General features: G+C 45.9%; 14 protein-coding genes. 12 read left to right on the top strand and 2 right to left on the bottom strand.

Features of this window, described 5'->3' with window-relative positions; genetic code table 11:
- Position 1 precedes the first annotated feature (1 nt).
- The 3 genes from H580_RS0115710 to coaD all read left to right on the top strand — a co-directional run bounded on the left by H580_RS0115710 (position 2) and on the right by coaD (position 1,907).
- A complete protein-coding gene (locus H580_RS0115710; protein WP_028595629.1) occupies positions 2-595 on the top strand; it encodes an NAD(P)H-dependent oxidoreductase in 594 nt (197 codons plus the stop codon).
- Positions 596-816: 221 nt separating this feature from the next.
- Entirely contained in the window at positions 817-1,386 is a 570-nt protein-coding gene (gene rsmD, locus H580_RS0115705) for a 16S rRNA (guanine(966)-N(2))-methyltransferase RsmD (protein ID WP_028595628.1), read from the top strand.
- Positions 1,387-1,403: 17 nt separating this feature from the next.
- Positions 1,404-1,907 (top strand): pantetheine-phosphate adenylyltransferase, encoded by a 504-nt coding sequence (gene coaD, locus H580_RS0115700; RefSeq protein WP_028595627.1) that lies wholly within the window; start codon positions 1,404-1,406, stop codon positions 1,905-1,907.
- A gap of 36 nt (positions 1,908-1,943) precedes the next feature.
- Here coaD and H580_RS24470 read toward each other — a convergent pair whose 3' ends face one another.
- The gene (locus tag H580_RS24470; RefSeq protein ID WP_051217490.1) at positions 1,944-3,353 is read right to left on the bottom strand and encodes a nucleoside recognition domain-containing protein; all 1,410 of its coding nucleotides are present in this window, start codon (positions 3,351-3,353) and stop codon (positions 1,944-1,946) included.
- A gap of 119 nt (positions 3,354-3,472) precedes the next feature.
- On the opposite strand from H580_RS24470, the gene H580_RS0115690 reads away from it, so the two are divergent.
- On the top strand, positions 3,473-4,558 hold the full coding sequence (locus H580_RS0115690) for a YlbL family protein (protein ID WP_028595626.1): 1,086 nt from the start codon (positions 3,473-3,475) through the stop codon (positions 4,556-4,558).
- 204 nt (positions 4,559-4,762) lie between these two features.
- Here the strand turns inward: H580_RS0115690 and H580_RS0115685 are convergent, their stop codons facing one another.
- Positions 4,763-6,025, bottom strand: a complete 1,263-nt coding sequence (locus tag H580_RS0115685; RefSeq protein WP_028595625.1) for a nucleotidyltransferase — start codon at positions 6,023-6,025, stop codon at positions 4,763-4,765.
- 263 nt (positions 6,026-6,288) lie between these two features.
- On the opposite strand from H580_RS0115685, the gene H580_RS0115680 reads away from it, so the two are divergent.
- The 8 genes from H580_RS0115680 (at position 6,289) to acpP (ending at position 12,234) form a co-directional block, all read left to right on the top strand.
- Positions 6,289-6,801 carry a YceD family protein gene (locus H580_RS0115680; RefSeq protein WP_028595624.1) on the top strand — a complete coding sequence of 171 codons (513 nt, stop codon included), beginning with the start codon at positions 6,289-6,291 and terminating at the stop codon, positions 6,799-6,801.
- Positions 6,802-6,853: 52 nt separating this feature from the next.
- On the top strand, positions 6,854-7,027 hold the full coding sequence (rpmF, locus tag H580_RS0115675) for a 50S ribosomal protein L32 (RefSeq protein WP_028595623.1): 174 nt from the start codon (positions 6,854-6,856) through the stop codon (positions 7,025-7,027).
- A gap of 307 nt (positions 7,028-7,334) precedes the next feature.
- Positions 7,335-7,943: a transcription factor FapR gene (fapR, locus tag H580_RS0115670; protein WP_028595622.1), complete on the top strand. Its 609-nt coding sequence runs from the start codon at positions 7,335-7,337 to the stop codon at positions 7,941-7,943.
- Positions 7,927-8,925 (top strand): phosphate acyltransferase PlsX, encoded by a 999-nt coding sequence (gene plsX, locus H580_RS0115665; RefSeq protein WP_028595621.1) that lies wholly within the window; start codon positions 7,927-7,929, stop codon positions 8,923-8,925. Before fapR ends, plsX begins: the two co-directional genes overlap by 17 nt.
- A gap of 11 nt (positions 8,926-8,936) precedes the next feature.
- Positions 8,937-9,926, top strand: a complete 990-nt coding sequence (locus H580_RS0115660; protein WP_028595620.1) for a beta-ketoacyl-ACP synthase III — start codon at positions 8,937-8,939, stop codon at positions 9,924-9,926.
- Between the two features lie 43 nt (positions 9,927-9,969).
- Positions 9,970-10,902, top strand: coding sequence for an ACP S-malonyltransferase (gene fabD, locus H580_RS0115655; RefSeq protein ID WP_028595619.1), 933 nt, complete (start codon positions 9,970-9,972; stop codon positions 10,900-10,902).
- A 239-nt stretch (positions 10,903-11,141) separates the two neighbouring features.
- Positions 11,142-11,888, top strand: coding sequence for a 3-oxoacyl-[acyl-carrier-protein] reductase (gene fabG / locus H580_RS0115650; RefSeq protein WP_028595618.1), 747 nt, complete (start codon positions 11,142-11,144; stop codon positions 11,886-11,888).
- A gap of 109 nt (positions 11,889-11,997) precedes the next feature.
- Complete coding sequence (acpP, locus tag H580_RS0115645; RefSeq protein ID WP_028595617.1) at positions 11,998-12,234, top strand: acyl carrier protein; 237 nt, start codon at positions 11,998-12,000, stop codon at positions 12,232-12,234.
- Positions 12,235-12,302 lie beyond the last annotated feature (68 nt).

Below are 12,302 nucleotides of genomic sequence, written 5' to 3'. Positions count from 1 at the left end.
CATGACAAATGTGTTAGTCATTAGCGCACACCCCAATTCTGACAGCTTCAATCACGGTGTTTTGGATGAAGCAGTATCTGAATTGCAATCTCTCGGACATGAAATTCAGATCCGTGATCTATATAGCTTGCAGTTTGATCCAGTCATGACAGTTGAGGATTTGGCGAATTCAAAAGAAGGAACGGCACGAGGGGATGTACTGGCGGAACAGGAGTTGGTGCAATGGGCAGACATGTTAATTGTAATTTATCCATTATGGTGGGCAGGTCTTCCTGCGCTGTTAAAAGGATATATTGATCGTGTGTTTGCTTATGGATTTGCATATGCGATGAATGACAGTGGGCTGCAGAAGCTGTTAACAGGCAAGAAGGCACTGTTGATTACGACGATGGGCAATAGTGAAGCACATTACCGCCAAGTAGGCATGTTCGAAGCTTTGCAAAAGACGATTGATGAAGGAATATTTGACTTTGTAGGCATTCAGGTGCTTGAACATCGTTATTTTGAATCCGTGCCAACTGTAGATGATACCACGAGAGCAAATATGTTGGAACATGTGAAGGAATTGATTAGAACCCATTTATTCAAGAGCTGATTCAAGTGGTTATATATGAAGTGAATGCTGAAGTTTATCAAAGTACCTTTTCCTCAGGAGAAGGTACTTTGTTGTATGAAAGGGGAATGTTGAACCGGCGGCACTTCTTTCACTCTATCATTGAATATGTTACGATTAACGTCGAATACTGGAGGATAAACTCCTATTTCGCGATGCAACGAAGTGATAATACATGATAAACGTACAGGCAAGGTGATAAGATGAGAGTCATTTCAGGGACGGCAAGAGGTCGTTCGTTGAAAGCGGTGCCGGGCATGAACACACGCCCGACGACGGATAAAGTAAAAGAAGCATTATTTAGTATGATAGGGCCCTATTTTGATGGCGGTACAGCGCTTGACTTGTTTGCAGGTACGGGTGGGCTTGGAATTGAGGCACTTAGTCGGGGTGTAGACCACGCTGTATTTATTGATATGGATCCGAAAGCGATCGAGACGATCAAACATAATGTGAACGTTGCACGAGTAGCTGAGAAAGCAGAAATTTTCCGCAATGATGCGAAACGTGCCCTTAAAGCGCTGGCGAAGCGGGATATGAAGTTTGATCTCGTATTTATGGATCCTCCTTATCGCATGACAGATGCAGATATGCTGCTGACAACGATGTTGGAGCAAGAGATGTTGAGTGAGCAAGCCATTGTTGTGATCGAGCATGATTCCAACTACACGTATCCTGAACACATTGGAGCCATGGCCTGCTTCAGAAATGCAAAGTATGGTGAAATTGCTTTATCTTTATATACAAAGAAACAGGATGAGCTAGAGGATTGAGGAGAGGAGTTACCATCATGACGAACGAATGCAAACAACGAATAGCTGTTTATCCAGGCAGCTTTGATCCTGTCACATTAGGACATATTGATATCATTCGCCGTTCGGCGAAGCAATTTGATAAAGTAATCGTTGCCGTACTCAACAATTTGAGCAAAAATCCACTTTTTACAGTAGAAGAGAAAAAAGAACTTCTGCGAACAGCAACCGCTGACATTCCAAATGTAGAGGTCGATGGATTCCGAGATTTGCTCGTTAATTATATGGATAAAAAAGAAGCGCACGTTATTGTGCGCGGTATTCGTACAGTTACCGATTTTGAATATGAAATGCAATTGGCGAGTACGAACCAGAAGCTGAATGACCGCATCGAAACGATATTTATGATGACCAATCCTAAATATTCGTATTTGAGCTCCAGCATGGTCAAAGAGATTGCGCGATTTGGCGGTGCGGTAGGGGAGTTCGTAACACCAGACGTGGAACAAGCTCTTCGTCGCAAATACAGTGACATGAACTAATTTTATAATATTGAATTGACGCAAATTACCCGAATGTTATTGTTTCTTTGGTACCGTTATATATATCCAGCAGCTGAGTGCGGTCAGTATGAGCAAGCCCGCACCTGCAAAGAGCAGCAGTACAAATGGCTGAAGCCATACATAAAGGAATGAAAGATATTGTTCTGCTCCGATCATTCCGTTTATACTGTTCCAAATCATGATCCAAAGAGATTCGATATTTCCTTCAAAGAAGGATTGAAATAGAGTCACGGATGATTGATGACTGTGAGCTGTGATACCGATTCCAGATGGTAGAACAGATGCAGCATCTGCCCATACGGGAGCAACGGCAGCTGTGCTTCGAAACAGTGCAAGCAGCGGTTTCCAGCATACATACGTACAGATGAATGCGAGCAGCGCGTGAAGCAGTCTAGCGGCAAAGAAGCGCCAGTAACGCAAGTCCGTTTGCTTGATTAAGCTGTGGACTTGCAGGTGTGAGCTAATACCACTCCATGCTAATACAGCGCTGACAAGGGCGGCTTGGAACTCTGGGGAGCTAAAAGAAGTTGAGCTAATCGTGAATGCTCCAAGGTTGACTTCTAGCAGCCCATTCATAAGCAAATTGCCCAGTGTAGATGGGAGAGCAAGACGGGCGACTTGAATAAGGACTGAGAACATCATCATATAGCCGCCAATCATCATTAATGTCTGGACAGCTGATGAGACTGCTTCGCCAAGCAGCCTGCCAATGGGCCTGCCATCCATTTGGCGGGCTTGTTCCATACTATTAAAGATTCGTTGTGGAAAAGATTGTTTAGGTGATGGAGCAGCCGTACGTTCAGATGTAGAATGTTGATCCGCTTCTACTGTTGTTGAACGAGATACACATTTGAAACTAGTTATGGTGTAAACTTTGTTTCGTCCATCAACGATGCGAAGGAAGACAGCTGTTAGCAATGCCGTTATCCAATGTATGCAAGCAAGTAATAGTCCAACATCGGCCTGTTTCATAAAGCCTACACCTACGACAGCGACGAGGAAGACAGGATTACTCACATGTGCAAGAGCGAGCAGTCGCTCGCCTTCCCTGCGGCTAACACTCTGTTGTTGACGCAGGTTGGCAATGACTTCAGCTCCAGCTGGATATCCTGCTGTCCATCCTAGAGCCCATGCCCATCCTCCGACCCCGGGAACACGAATCAACAGCCGCATAATGGGTTCGAGCACAACACCTAACGCATGAACCCAGCCTAATGCTGACAGTAGATGAGACAAGACGAGAAATGGAAGCAGGGCTGGAAATATAATGGTCCACCAGACTTGCAGTCCTTGCAGTGAGGCTTGAAAAGCTGCTGTTGGGTACAGCATGATACTAACGACAAGCAGTACGACCGAGGCTCCGACAAAGAGCGTGTACAACGGGTGTTGAAAAGGAGAAGAGCGGAGTAAACGGACGGACCGCATTGAATTCACCTCTTTGTTAAAGATTAAAGGCAAGACGTAAGTCTGTACGCAGCTGCATATATTTTCATATGTACGTGAAATGGACGGGCTTTAGACCATACAGAAGGAAGGTGAGTCTAATGAATGAGAATGATGAGCAGTTTGCGAAGCAACAGCGCTATGGTGGGTGGCATTTTTCCTGGCGATGGCTAATCGCTATAGTAGCACTGGTGTATTTTTTAGTGTATATGCCAACCCCTTATGTGATTTATACACCGGGAAGTGCAGAATCGATTAAGCCGCTCGTTGACGTAAAGGGTGGAGATGATACAGAGCAAGGTGCATTCATGCTGACTACCGTTCGCAGAACGTATGCCAATATGGGACTCATTGTCTGGCACTCCTTCAATTCAGATGCCCAATTCGGGAAGAAGCAGGATGCGCTGCAAGGTCGTTCAGAGGCAGAGTATGAAACCGAGCTTGTATTTAGCATGAGCGGTTCTCAGAGCAATGCGATATTAGCTGCATATCATGCGGCAAACGTTCCGTACGACAAGGTCAATACAGGTCTGTATGTGATCTACAATTTGCCTAATGTATCGAGTAATGAATTTAAGACGCAAGATCGCCTGTTGAGTATAGAAGGGCAGAAGGTCAATACCGTCAAAGAGGTAAAAACGATTATTGCGAAGTATAAGGAAGGTCAGACGCTTACGGTTCAAATTGAACGCGAAGGCAAGAAGCAAGATGTTAAAGCTAAGTTGGTACGCTATAAGCCATATAAGCAAGCGGAAAATACAGTAGTTGGATTTGGCACGACGTTTGGTGAAAAAGTAGACATTGTACCTCGTAATCCAAAGGATAAGATTACGTTCCATGAAAGTGATATCGGTGGGCCTTCAGCAGGCCTTATGTTCACCTTGGAGTTAATTAACCGCTTGACGCCGGGAGATCTATCACGCGGCCATCTGATTGCCGGTACTGGTGAAATTACACCAGAGGGCAAGGTAGGTATGATAGGCGGTGTACAGCATAAAGTGGTGGCTGCCCATCAAGAAGGAGCCAGTTTATTCCTTGTGCCAGAAGGAAACTATGAGGAAGCTAAGGCAAAAGTAGATACGATGGACACGAAGATGAAGCTAGTGTCTGTACGTACGCTGCAAGATGCATTAACAGCGATTGAGCAGTTGGAAGTGAAGGCTGTTAAGCCGGATATGCCTAAATAAATCGTGATCTTTTCTAAATCAAAATCAAAAACAAGCATCTGAGTCCCATGGGGTCAGTCCCCATACGATGTGGGCAACTAGATGCTTGTTTTTTGATTGTAAAGATGAAAGGAAAGCCTGATGTGACTGATACGCTTAATAGATGGATGTTGCAGTTAGAACGGTCTTAATTGTTACTATTTCCGACTCCGTTCAGTCAGGTGGTTAATTGCTCGGACGGGATTGTCTTGGCGGCTCGTAAAAGTCGCGATAAGCAGTTCGTCCGTGTACACGGGAAATGCCAGCTGCATAGACAGCGGTTGCACGAATATCCGCGGCTAGGCCAGCAGTTCCTCCGAGCATGCTATTCTCTCTCGTTACGGTTTGTACAATAGGTAAGGAAGCTGACTTTTTCATTTTTTTCAGCAGTATCTGCCCTTTTTCACTGAATCCGAGGACACGAATGTAATGTGGGCCTCGCTGCAATGCTTCAGGACCAAAGTCGTCTTTCGTATGGTCGAGCAAAATGTGTGTAAGCATGCGCTGGAGCTTCGTAAGTGTATAGCGTTTGGTCTTTAATGCTTCAAGCAACGGTTGAACACGCCATTCTGTTAGTTGTGGTAGTGTGTGTAACAGTCGATGTTCCAAGCCTTCTGTAACTTCGAGTATGCTATGCAGCGCTTCTGGAGAAGCAGTAGATAGACGATAGAACAAAGCCACGGCATATGACTCCCAATGGCCAAATTGCTTGCCTGCTGCTGCCCATTGGTTGATTATATTCTGTGATACAGATGGCAAATATGGCTCAGCTGACTGCGCAGACTCGTGATGAATGAGGCGTCTTACCGCTGTGGCGCTTGCAATCGTGTCTGAATGGGCGATTGTGTCGTGATAACCTGCTGAGACTCGTCGAATCGTGTAAGGCTTCATCGCGGACGTGAGCCGCTCTGAAGCCATCATATAATGGAGGCCGAGCGAATTGTTCGGCTCAGCCAGCCAACTTGCGTCGGCAGCAGCATCGCCGCCTGCGGCAGCCGTCTCTGCTGCTGCCGCCTGTGCATATGCAGCAGGGTAGCTGACGCCCTGCTTCAATGCAGAGCGCAGCCTTGCAGCGAACGCGGAATCTTCCCGCGTCAGTCGCTGCGCGGCACGAGCAAGCGGCTCTAGCTCGCCCAGCTCGCTGCCGAAGCAAAAGGCGTCCACGACACCAGTGGCGGCAAGCGTCGCCACTGCTCCGTGGGCGAACCATTCTGCTGGCTGAACCGCATAAGCGGTCGGCAGCTCCAGCACAAGGTCAACCCCGTTCGCGAGCGCCATATCGGCTCGCGCCCATTTATCTAACAGAGCAGGCTCGCCACGCTGAAGGAAGTGGCCGCTCATAACAGCAACAACTGCATCGGCATCGGCTATTTGTTTCGATTGTTGGAGATGATACAAATGTCCATTGTGCATCGGATTGTATTCAACGATGAGACCAACCGTTTGCATATTTTTAATATTCCTTTCCTTCCGATAAGGATGTATAATTTTCTCATTATCGTTCCTAAGCAAGTGATGGCATAATCATATCATGGACAAGCATCGATGTCCTAGTCGCTCACAACGAGAGGAACGGTGCAATCGACTAGATAGCTGCCGGCAGGGAGACGAAGGAAGTCACCATACGCAATCTCGTAAACTGTCAAACATAATTGGTTGACAAAGCATGAGAAAAATCGCTATAATTAATTTTGTTTGTTTGGGGTGATAACATGAAATTTTCTTTACGGGACGCGATCAATGGTCAACAGGCGCACATACGAGAAACGTTTGAGATAGAAGATCCTATGTTCAACCGTAGCGATATTCGCCGTATTGCACCCGTTAACGTCGACTTAACAGCGGCTGCGGAAGACGACGACCTAGTTGGCGTTACAGGGAAATTGACAACAACGTTGGACGTTAACTGTTCACGTTGCTTAACGCCTCACACTGAGACAGTTGTCATTCCGTTTCATGAGCATTTTAAGCTGACGGACTCTACTACTGATCTTCCAGCAGATGACGAAGATGATGTCATATACGTGACGGATGAACGCGTTAATCTGATTCCATATGTGGAGGAAGCGGTGTTTGTTCATTTGCCATTTACAACCTTATGCCGTGAAGACTGCGAGGGGCTTTGCCCAACTTGTGGTACGAATCGCAATGATAAGGACTGTGGATGTTCCAATGAACGAATTGATCCGAGACTAGCAGGGTTGAAAGATTTCTTTAAGAACTAAAGAACTAACAACCGAGTTTTGCAAGATGTAATTTGGGTAAGGAGGTGTAAACATGGCAGTACCTCAGAGAAGAACTTCTAAAACACGTCGTGATAAGCGCCGTACGCACTTCAAACTGTCCGTACCGGGCATGGTTAAGTGTGATCAATGTGGTGAGTTGAAATTGGGCCACCATGTATGTAAAGTGTGCGGAACATACAAAACAAGAGAGATCATCAAACAATAATCGTATAACTAGCGACTGATGTTTACATTCGTGAATGAAGTCTCTAAATACGGGAAATGTAGCATTTCATCATTTGGTGGAATGCTACTTTTTTTATGCGTCATCGGTTCCATTTTCATCCAAATGAGAACTTGTGCTTTTCAGAAGTGAAAATATTATATATACTACAATTAGTACCTGGTTCTAATACGAGCCTAAACCTCATAAGTGAATGCGATCATTCCGCTTATGATTGGATGGAATAGAGCAGGTTAACCAGAACGGATAAGCAGCATGTTACTCATAGTGGTTAAAGGTGGTGTAACACATCGAAAAGCTACCTAAGCGCGAGAGACAACGGCAATTGGCCGGTATTATAGAAGAGAACCCATTCGTTACAGATCAGGAGCTAACACGCAAGCTGCGAGTCAGCATTCAGACGATACGGCTTGATCGAATGGAATTAGGCATACCAGAACTTAGAGAAAGATTGAAAGTGATGGCGGAACAAACGTATGATCAGGTTCGGTCACTACCAATTGACGAGGTTATCGGGGAAGTTATTGATTTGCAGCTTGATCGCAGCGGTATTTCTATTTTCGAGATCAAGCAAGAACATGTATTTTCTCGAAATCATGTTGCACGTGGACATCATTTGTTCGCGCAGGCGAACTCATTAGCCATCGCCGTTATCAACGAAGAAGTCGCTTTGACTGCAACAGCCGACATACGCTTTGTTCGGCAAGTGCATCTTGGTGAGAAAGTAGTGGCAAAAGCATATGTGCGCTCCGTATCAGGTGAGCGGAACAAAGCCAAAGTTGAAGTGTTTAGTTATGTCGGAGATGATTTGGTTGTCCATGGACACTTTATTATTTTCCGTTCTACATCAGAGGGGACAGTCAGCGAAGGAGGACATGAAGATGAGAATCGCCATTGATGCAATGGGAGGAGATCGTGCACCAGCCAGTATCGTAGAAGGTGCGTTGGAAGCGGCAAAAAATTGGAGTGAACTAGAAATCATTCTTGTTGGAGATGAACAAGCTATTAAGCCGCATTTATCCAACCAGCCTTCCAATATCCGTGTTGTTCATACAGAAGAACGTATTGAAGCTGACGATGAGCCTGTGCGCGCAGTGCGTCGCAAGAAGGGTGCTTCGATGGTCATGGCAGGACGAATGGTGCGTGAAGGTGAAGCGGACTGCATGATATCAGCGGGCAATACGGGCGCTTTAATGACAACAGGGCTATTGGTAGTCGGAAGGATGGAAGGGGTGGAGCGTCCAGCTCTTGCACCTATGATACCAACGATGGATGGCAAAGGAATGTTGGCGCTTGACCTTGGGGCCAATATGGATGCCAAGCCTGAGCATCTCGTACAATACGCAATAATGGGCAGCATATATAGAGAAAAAGTACACAGCATTAAGAAGCCACGCGTAGGATTGTTGAACGTTGGCAGCGAGGCGCAAAAGGGAAATGAATTAACGAAAGCGGTTTTCCCTTTGTTAGAACAAGCGCCTATTCATTTTATCGGGAATGTAGAATCACGAGATGTGCTGGAAGGCGCATGTGATGTTCTCGTATGCGATGGGTTCGCTGGTAACGTAATGTTGAAGACTTTAGAAGGTACGGCTGGTTCTTTATTTAATGTCTTGAAGCAGGAATTTACACGTTCTTGGCTTACGAAGCTGGGAGCAGCATTAGTCATGCCAGGATTGAAACGCCTCAAGCAAACGATGGATTACAAGGAACATGGCGGTGCTCCATTACTTGGATTGAATGGGCTCGTTATCAAAGCCCACGGCTCCTCTGATGGGCGTGCGGTATTTAACGCAATTAGACAAGCGCGTACAGCATTACAGCATAATCTAACGGAGACAATCTCCGCTGAAATTGTTCGTCAACCTAGCGGGAAGTGAGTGTGAGAGTTATGAATTTGCGTCCGGTTGGTATTATTGGAACGGGTAAATATGTACCTGAACGTATTCTTTCCAATGCAGATTTGGAAAAAATGGTAGATACGACTGACGAGTGGATTGTAACACGCACAGGGATGAAAGAGCGACGTATCGCTGCTGCTGATCAGATGACTTCTGATTTGGCATATGAGGCTTCTGTTCAAGCGCTCGCCGCAGCGGGAATTACGGCGGAGCAGCTAGATTTAATCGTAGTAACGACAGTAACGCCGGATATGCCTTTCCCATCAACGGCATGTATCGTACAAGAGCGGCTTGGAGCTAAACATGCAGCTGCATTTGACTTATCCGCAGCATGTGCAGGATTTATTTACGGATTAGCTACTGCGTCTAATTATATTGCTACGGGCATGTACAAATATGTATTGGTAATTGGTGCAGAAACACTTTCTCGTATAACGGACTATACGGATCGCAACACTTGTATTTTGTTTGGTGATGGAGCAGGGGCTGCAGTCTTGGGGCCTGTAGAAGAAGGGTATGGCATTCAGTCGTTCGAGCTAGGCGCGGATGGAACAGGTGCGGACTTGCTTAAAATAGAAGGTGGCGGTGCACGCTGTCTAACAGCAGTAGATTCTGCGGAAGAGAAGCGTCCTTTCATTTATATGAATGGTCGAGAAGTGTTCAAGTTTGCCGTTCGTATTATGGGCAGCGCTGCAGAGCAAGCATTGGCTAAGGCAGGCAAGACGAAGGAAGATATTGACTTGTTCATTCCTCATCAAGCGAATATGCGTATTATTCAATCTGCAATTGAACGCCTTAAGCTGCCAGAAGAGAAATGTGTCGTTAATCTTCCGAACTATGCAAATACGTCTGCGGCCTCTATTCCACTTGCGTTAGCAGAAGCTGTTGAGCAAGGTCGTTTAAAGCGCGGCGATACAGTTGTACTCGTTGGCTTCGGTGGTGGTTTGACTTGGGGGTCAACCGTTTTAACTTGGTCATAAACAAAGAAATAATAGATTTCATTGGATGCAAGGAGTGGAATTGATGAGTAAGATAGCGTTTGTGTTTCCTGGACAAGGAGCCCAGTCTATAGGAATGGGCAAAGATGTCTATGAAGCCAATCCAGCTTCGCGTGAAATTTTTGAACGTGCCAACCGTGTGCTTGGATATAACCTTACTGATATTATTTTTAATGGACCAGAAGAACTGTTGAAGCAAACGATCCATACGCAGCCTGCCCTCGTGACGGTTAGTTATGCACTATATACTGCATTTGCTGAACGTGGGATTCGTCCTGACTATTTAGCAGGGCACAGTCTTGGTGAGTATAGTGCATTAGCTGTGGCTGGTGTAATGAGCTTCGAAGATGCGGTCGCTACGGTACGCAAACGAGGCGAATACATGGAAGCTGCTGTTCCGAAGGGGCAGGGCGCCATGGCAGCTGTACTTGGAGCGGGACGCGAGCAGCTCGGTGCGCTTTGTGATGATATTTCTGCATTCAGAGCACCCGTTGAAATGGCGAATATCAATTGCCCAGGACAAATCGTAATCTCTGGTTCGGCTGATGGTGTTCAGGCGGTAGTCGAGCGCGGGAAAGAAGCTGGAGCTAAACGTGTCATTCCACTTGAGGTAAGTGGTCCATTCCACTCTTCTCTTATGCAACCTGCTGCTGATCAGCTAAGCGATGCTTTTGATCAGGTCAGCTTGCAGAATACGCAAATTCCGATTGTATCGAATGTTTCCGCTCAAGCGGAGCAAGAAGCAGGACGCATTCGTCAACTGCTAGTGGAACAAGTTTGCTCCCCTGTATTATGGGAAGACAGTATACGGTATATGATTGGACAAGGGGTAGATACATTTATCGAACTTGGTTCCGGTACAGTGCTAGCTGGACTTATTAAGAAAATTGATCGTTCGGTTAAAGTTGTTTCCATTAACAGTTTAGAGTCGCTTGAGGCATTCCAATTACAGGCGTAAGTGAACGTAGGTCATAATGGAATGCTGCTGTTTGAATCTTACAGATACGGCAGTACCAGCTCGAGTCGGTGTTGACTTGAACCTTGACAATGTATGAAGTTGTATGGGAACTGTCATCTTTTATTGTGTAGACGGGATCATTCTCTCGGTCTAATAGACCTAATCTTCGTCATTTGTGGCGATGCAGGGCATACCCCGATGCGGTGTATGCCCTAATAAAGGACAAGGAGGGTATTTGGATGTCCAATTTGGAAGGTAAAGTTGCGCTTGTTACTGGAGCTTCTAGGGGCATAGGCCGTTCTGTTGCGCTTAAGCTTGCATCTGAGGGCGCAGATGTTGTCGTTAATTACGCAGGTAGTGAAGCGGCTGCTGCTGAAACCGTTGCTGCGATTGAAGCACTGGGACGCCGTGCTGTTGCGATACGTGCGAACGTTGGCAAAACACAAGAGGCAGATCAGCTTATCCAATCCACCATGGAACAGTTTGGCCGTATTGACATTCTCGTGAATAATGCAGGCATTACAAGAGATAATTTAATTATGCGCATGAAGGAAGAAGAGTTTGATCAAGTCATTGAAACGAACCTTAAAGGCGTGTTCAATTGCTTGAAAGCTGTAACTCGTCCGATGATGAAGCAGCGCTCTGGCCGCATTATTAATATCTCGTCTGTTGTAGGTGTGCTTGGCAATCCAGGTCAGGCGAACTATGTTGCAGCTAAAGCTGGCGTTATCGGCTTGACGAAAGCTTCTGCACGTGAGCTCGCTTCACGTAACATTACGGTGAACTGTGTCGCACCTGGCTTTATCGAGACAGATATGACTGATGCATTGTCTTCCGAGATGCGTGAACAGCTGCTCCATGGCATTCCGCTTGCTCGACTTGGCCAGCCAGAGGATATTGCGAATGCCGTATTATTCTTGGCCTCTAACGACTCGTCTTATATGACGGGACAAACGATTCATGTCGATGGCGGCATGTATATGTAAGGCTTTTCCGTCTACTATAATAGTAGATGTTGAGCATTTTTTTTGTTAGTTGATTGATATGGCAATTTACAAGGAATTCTCGTATAATACCAAAGAGGAGGTGAACCGGATGTCTGCAGAAGTATTTGAGCGTGTTAAACGTATTATCGTTGAACGCTTAGGCGTAGACGAAGCGGAAGTAACACTCGAAGCATCTTTCAAAGATGATCTTGGTGCTGATTCCCTCGACGTTGTGGAATTAGTAATGGAACTAGAAGATGAGTTTGATATGGAAATCTCTGATGAAGACGCAGAGAAGATTACGAGTGTAGGTGAAGTAGTCAGCTACATACAATCTCATACCTAAGGTTGTTCAAGTCCCGTTCATAATTGACGGGACTTCTCCACATTTAGTACATGTTTTAATGATAAAGT

It is taken from the genome of Paenibacillus assamensis DSM 18201 (assembly GCF_000422445.1).
Lineage (GTDB): Bacteria > Bacillota > Bacilli > Paenibacillales > Paenibacillaceae > Paenibacillus_B > Paenibacillus_B assamensis.
The sequence above is the reverse complement of the archived record's forward strand: the minus strand, read 5'-3'. Positions and strand labels throughout refer to the sequence as shown.

Bases quoted from the DNA above. Each gene is read 5' to 3' on its own strand.
- H580_RS0115680 (WP_028595624.1), top strand. From the start codon at position 6,289: ATGAAATTTTCTTTACGGGACGCGATCAATGGTCAACAGGCGCACATA.
- coaD (WP_028595627.1), top strand. From the start codon at position 1,404: ATGACGAACGAATGCAAACAACGAATAGCTGTTTATCCAGGCAGCTTT.
- H580_RS0115660 (WP_028595620.1), top strand. From the start codon at position 8,937: ATGAATTTGCGTCCGGTTGGTATTATTGGAACGGGTAAATATGTACCT.
- fabG (WP_028595618.1), top strand. From the start codon at position 11,142: ATGTCCAATTTGGAAGGTAAAGTTGCGCTTGTTACTGGAGCTTCTAGG.
- acpP (WP_028595617.1), top strand. From the start codon at position 11,998: ATGTCTGCAGAAGTATTTGAGCGTGTTAAACGTATTATCGTTGAACGC.
- H580_RS24470 (WP_051217490.1), bottom strand. From the start codon at position 3,353: ATGCGGTCCGTCCGTTTACTCCGCTCTTCTCCTTTTCAACACCCGTTG.
- H580_RS0115710 (WP_028595629.1), top strand. From the start codon at position 2: ATGACAAATGTGTTAGTCATTAGCGCACACCCCAATTCTGACAGCTTC.
- plsX (WP_028595621.1), top strand. From the start codon at position 7,927: ATGAGAATCGCCATTGATGCAATGGGAGGAGATCGTGCACCAGCCAGT.
- H580_RS0115685 (WP_028595625.1), bottom strand. From the start codon at position 6,025: ATGCAAACGGTTGGTCTCATCGTTGAATACAATCCGATGCACAATGGA.
- H580_RS0115690 (WP_028595626.1), top strand. From the start codon at position 3,473: ATGAATGAGAATGATGAGCAGTTTGCGAAGCAACAGCGCTATGGTGGG.
- fabD (WP_028595619.1), top strand. From the start codon at position 9,970: ATGAGTAAGATAGCGTTTGTGTTTCCTGGACAAGGAGCCCAGTCTATA.
- rpmF (WP_028595623.1), top strand. From the start codon at position 6,854: ATGGCAGTACCTCAGAGAAGAACTTCTAAAACACGTCGTGATAAGCGC.
- rsmD (WP_028595628.1), top strand. From the start codon at position 817: ATGAGAGTCATTTCAGGGACGGCAAGAGGTCGTTCGTTGAAAGCGGTG.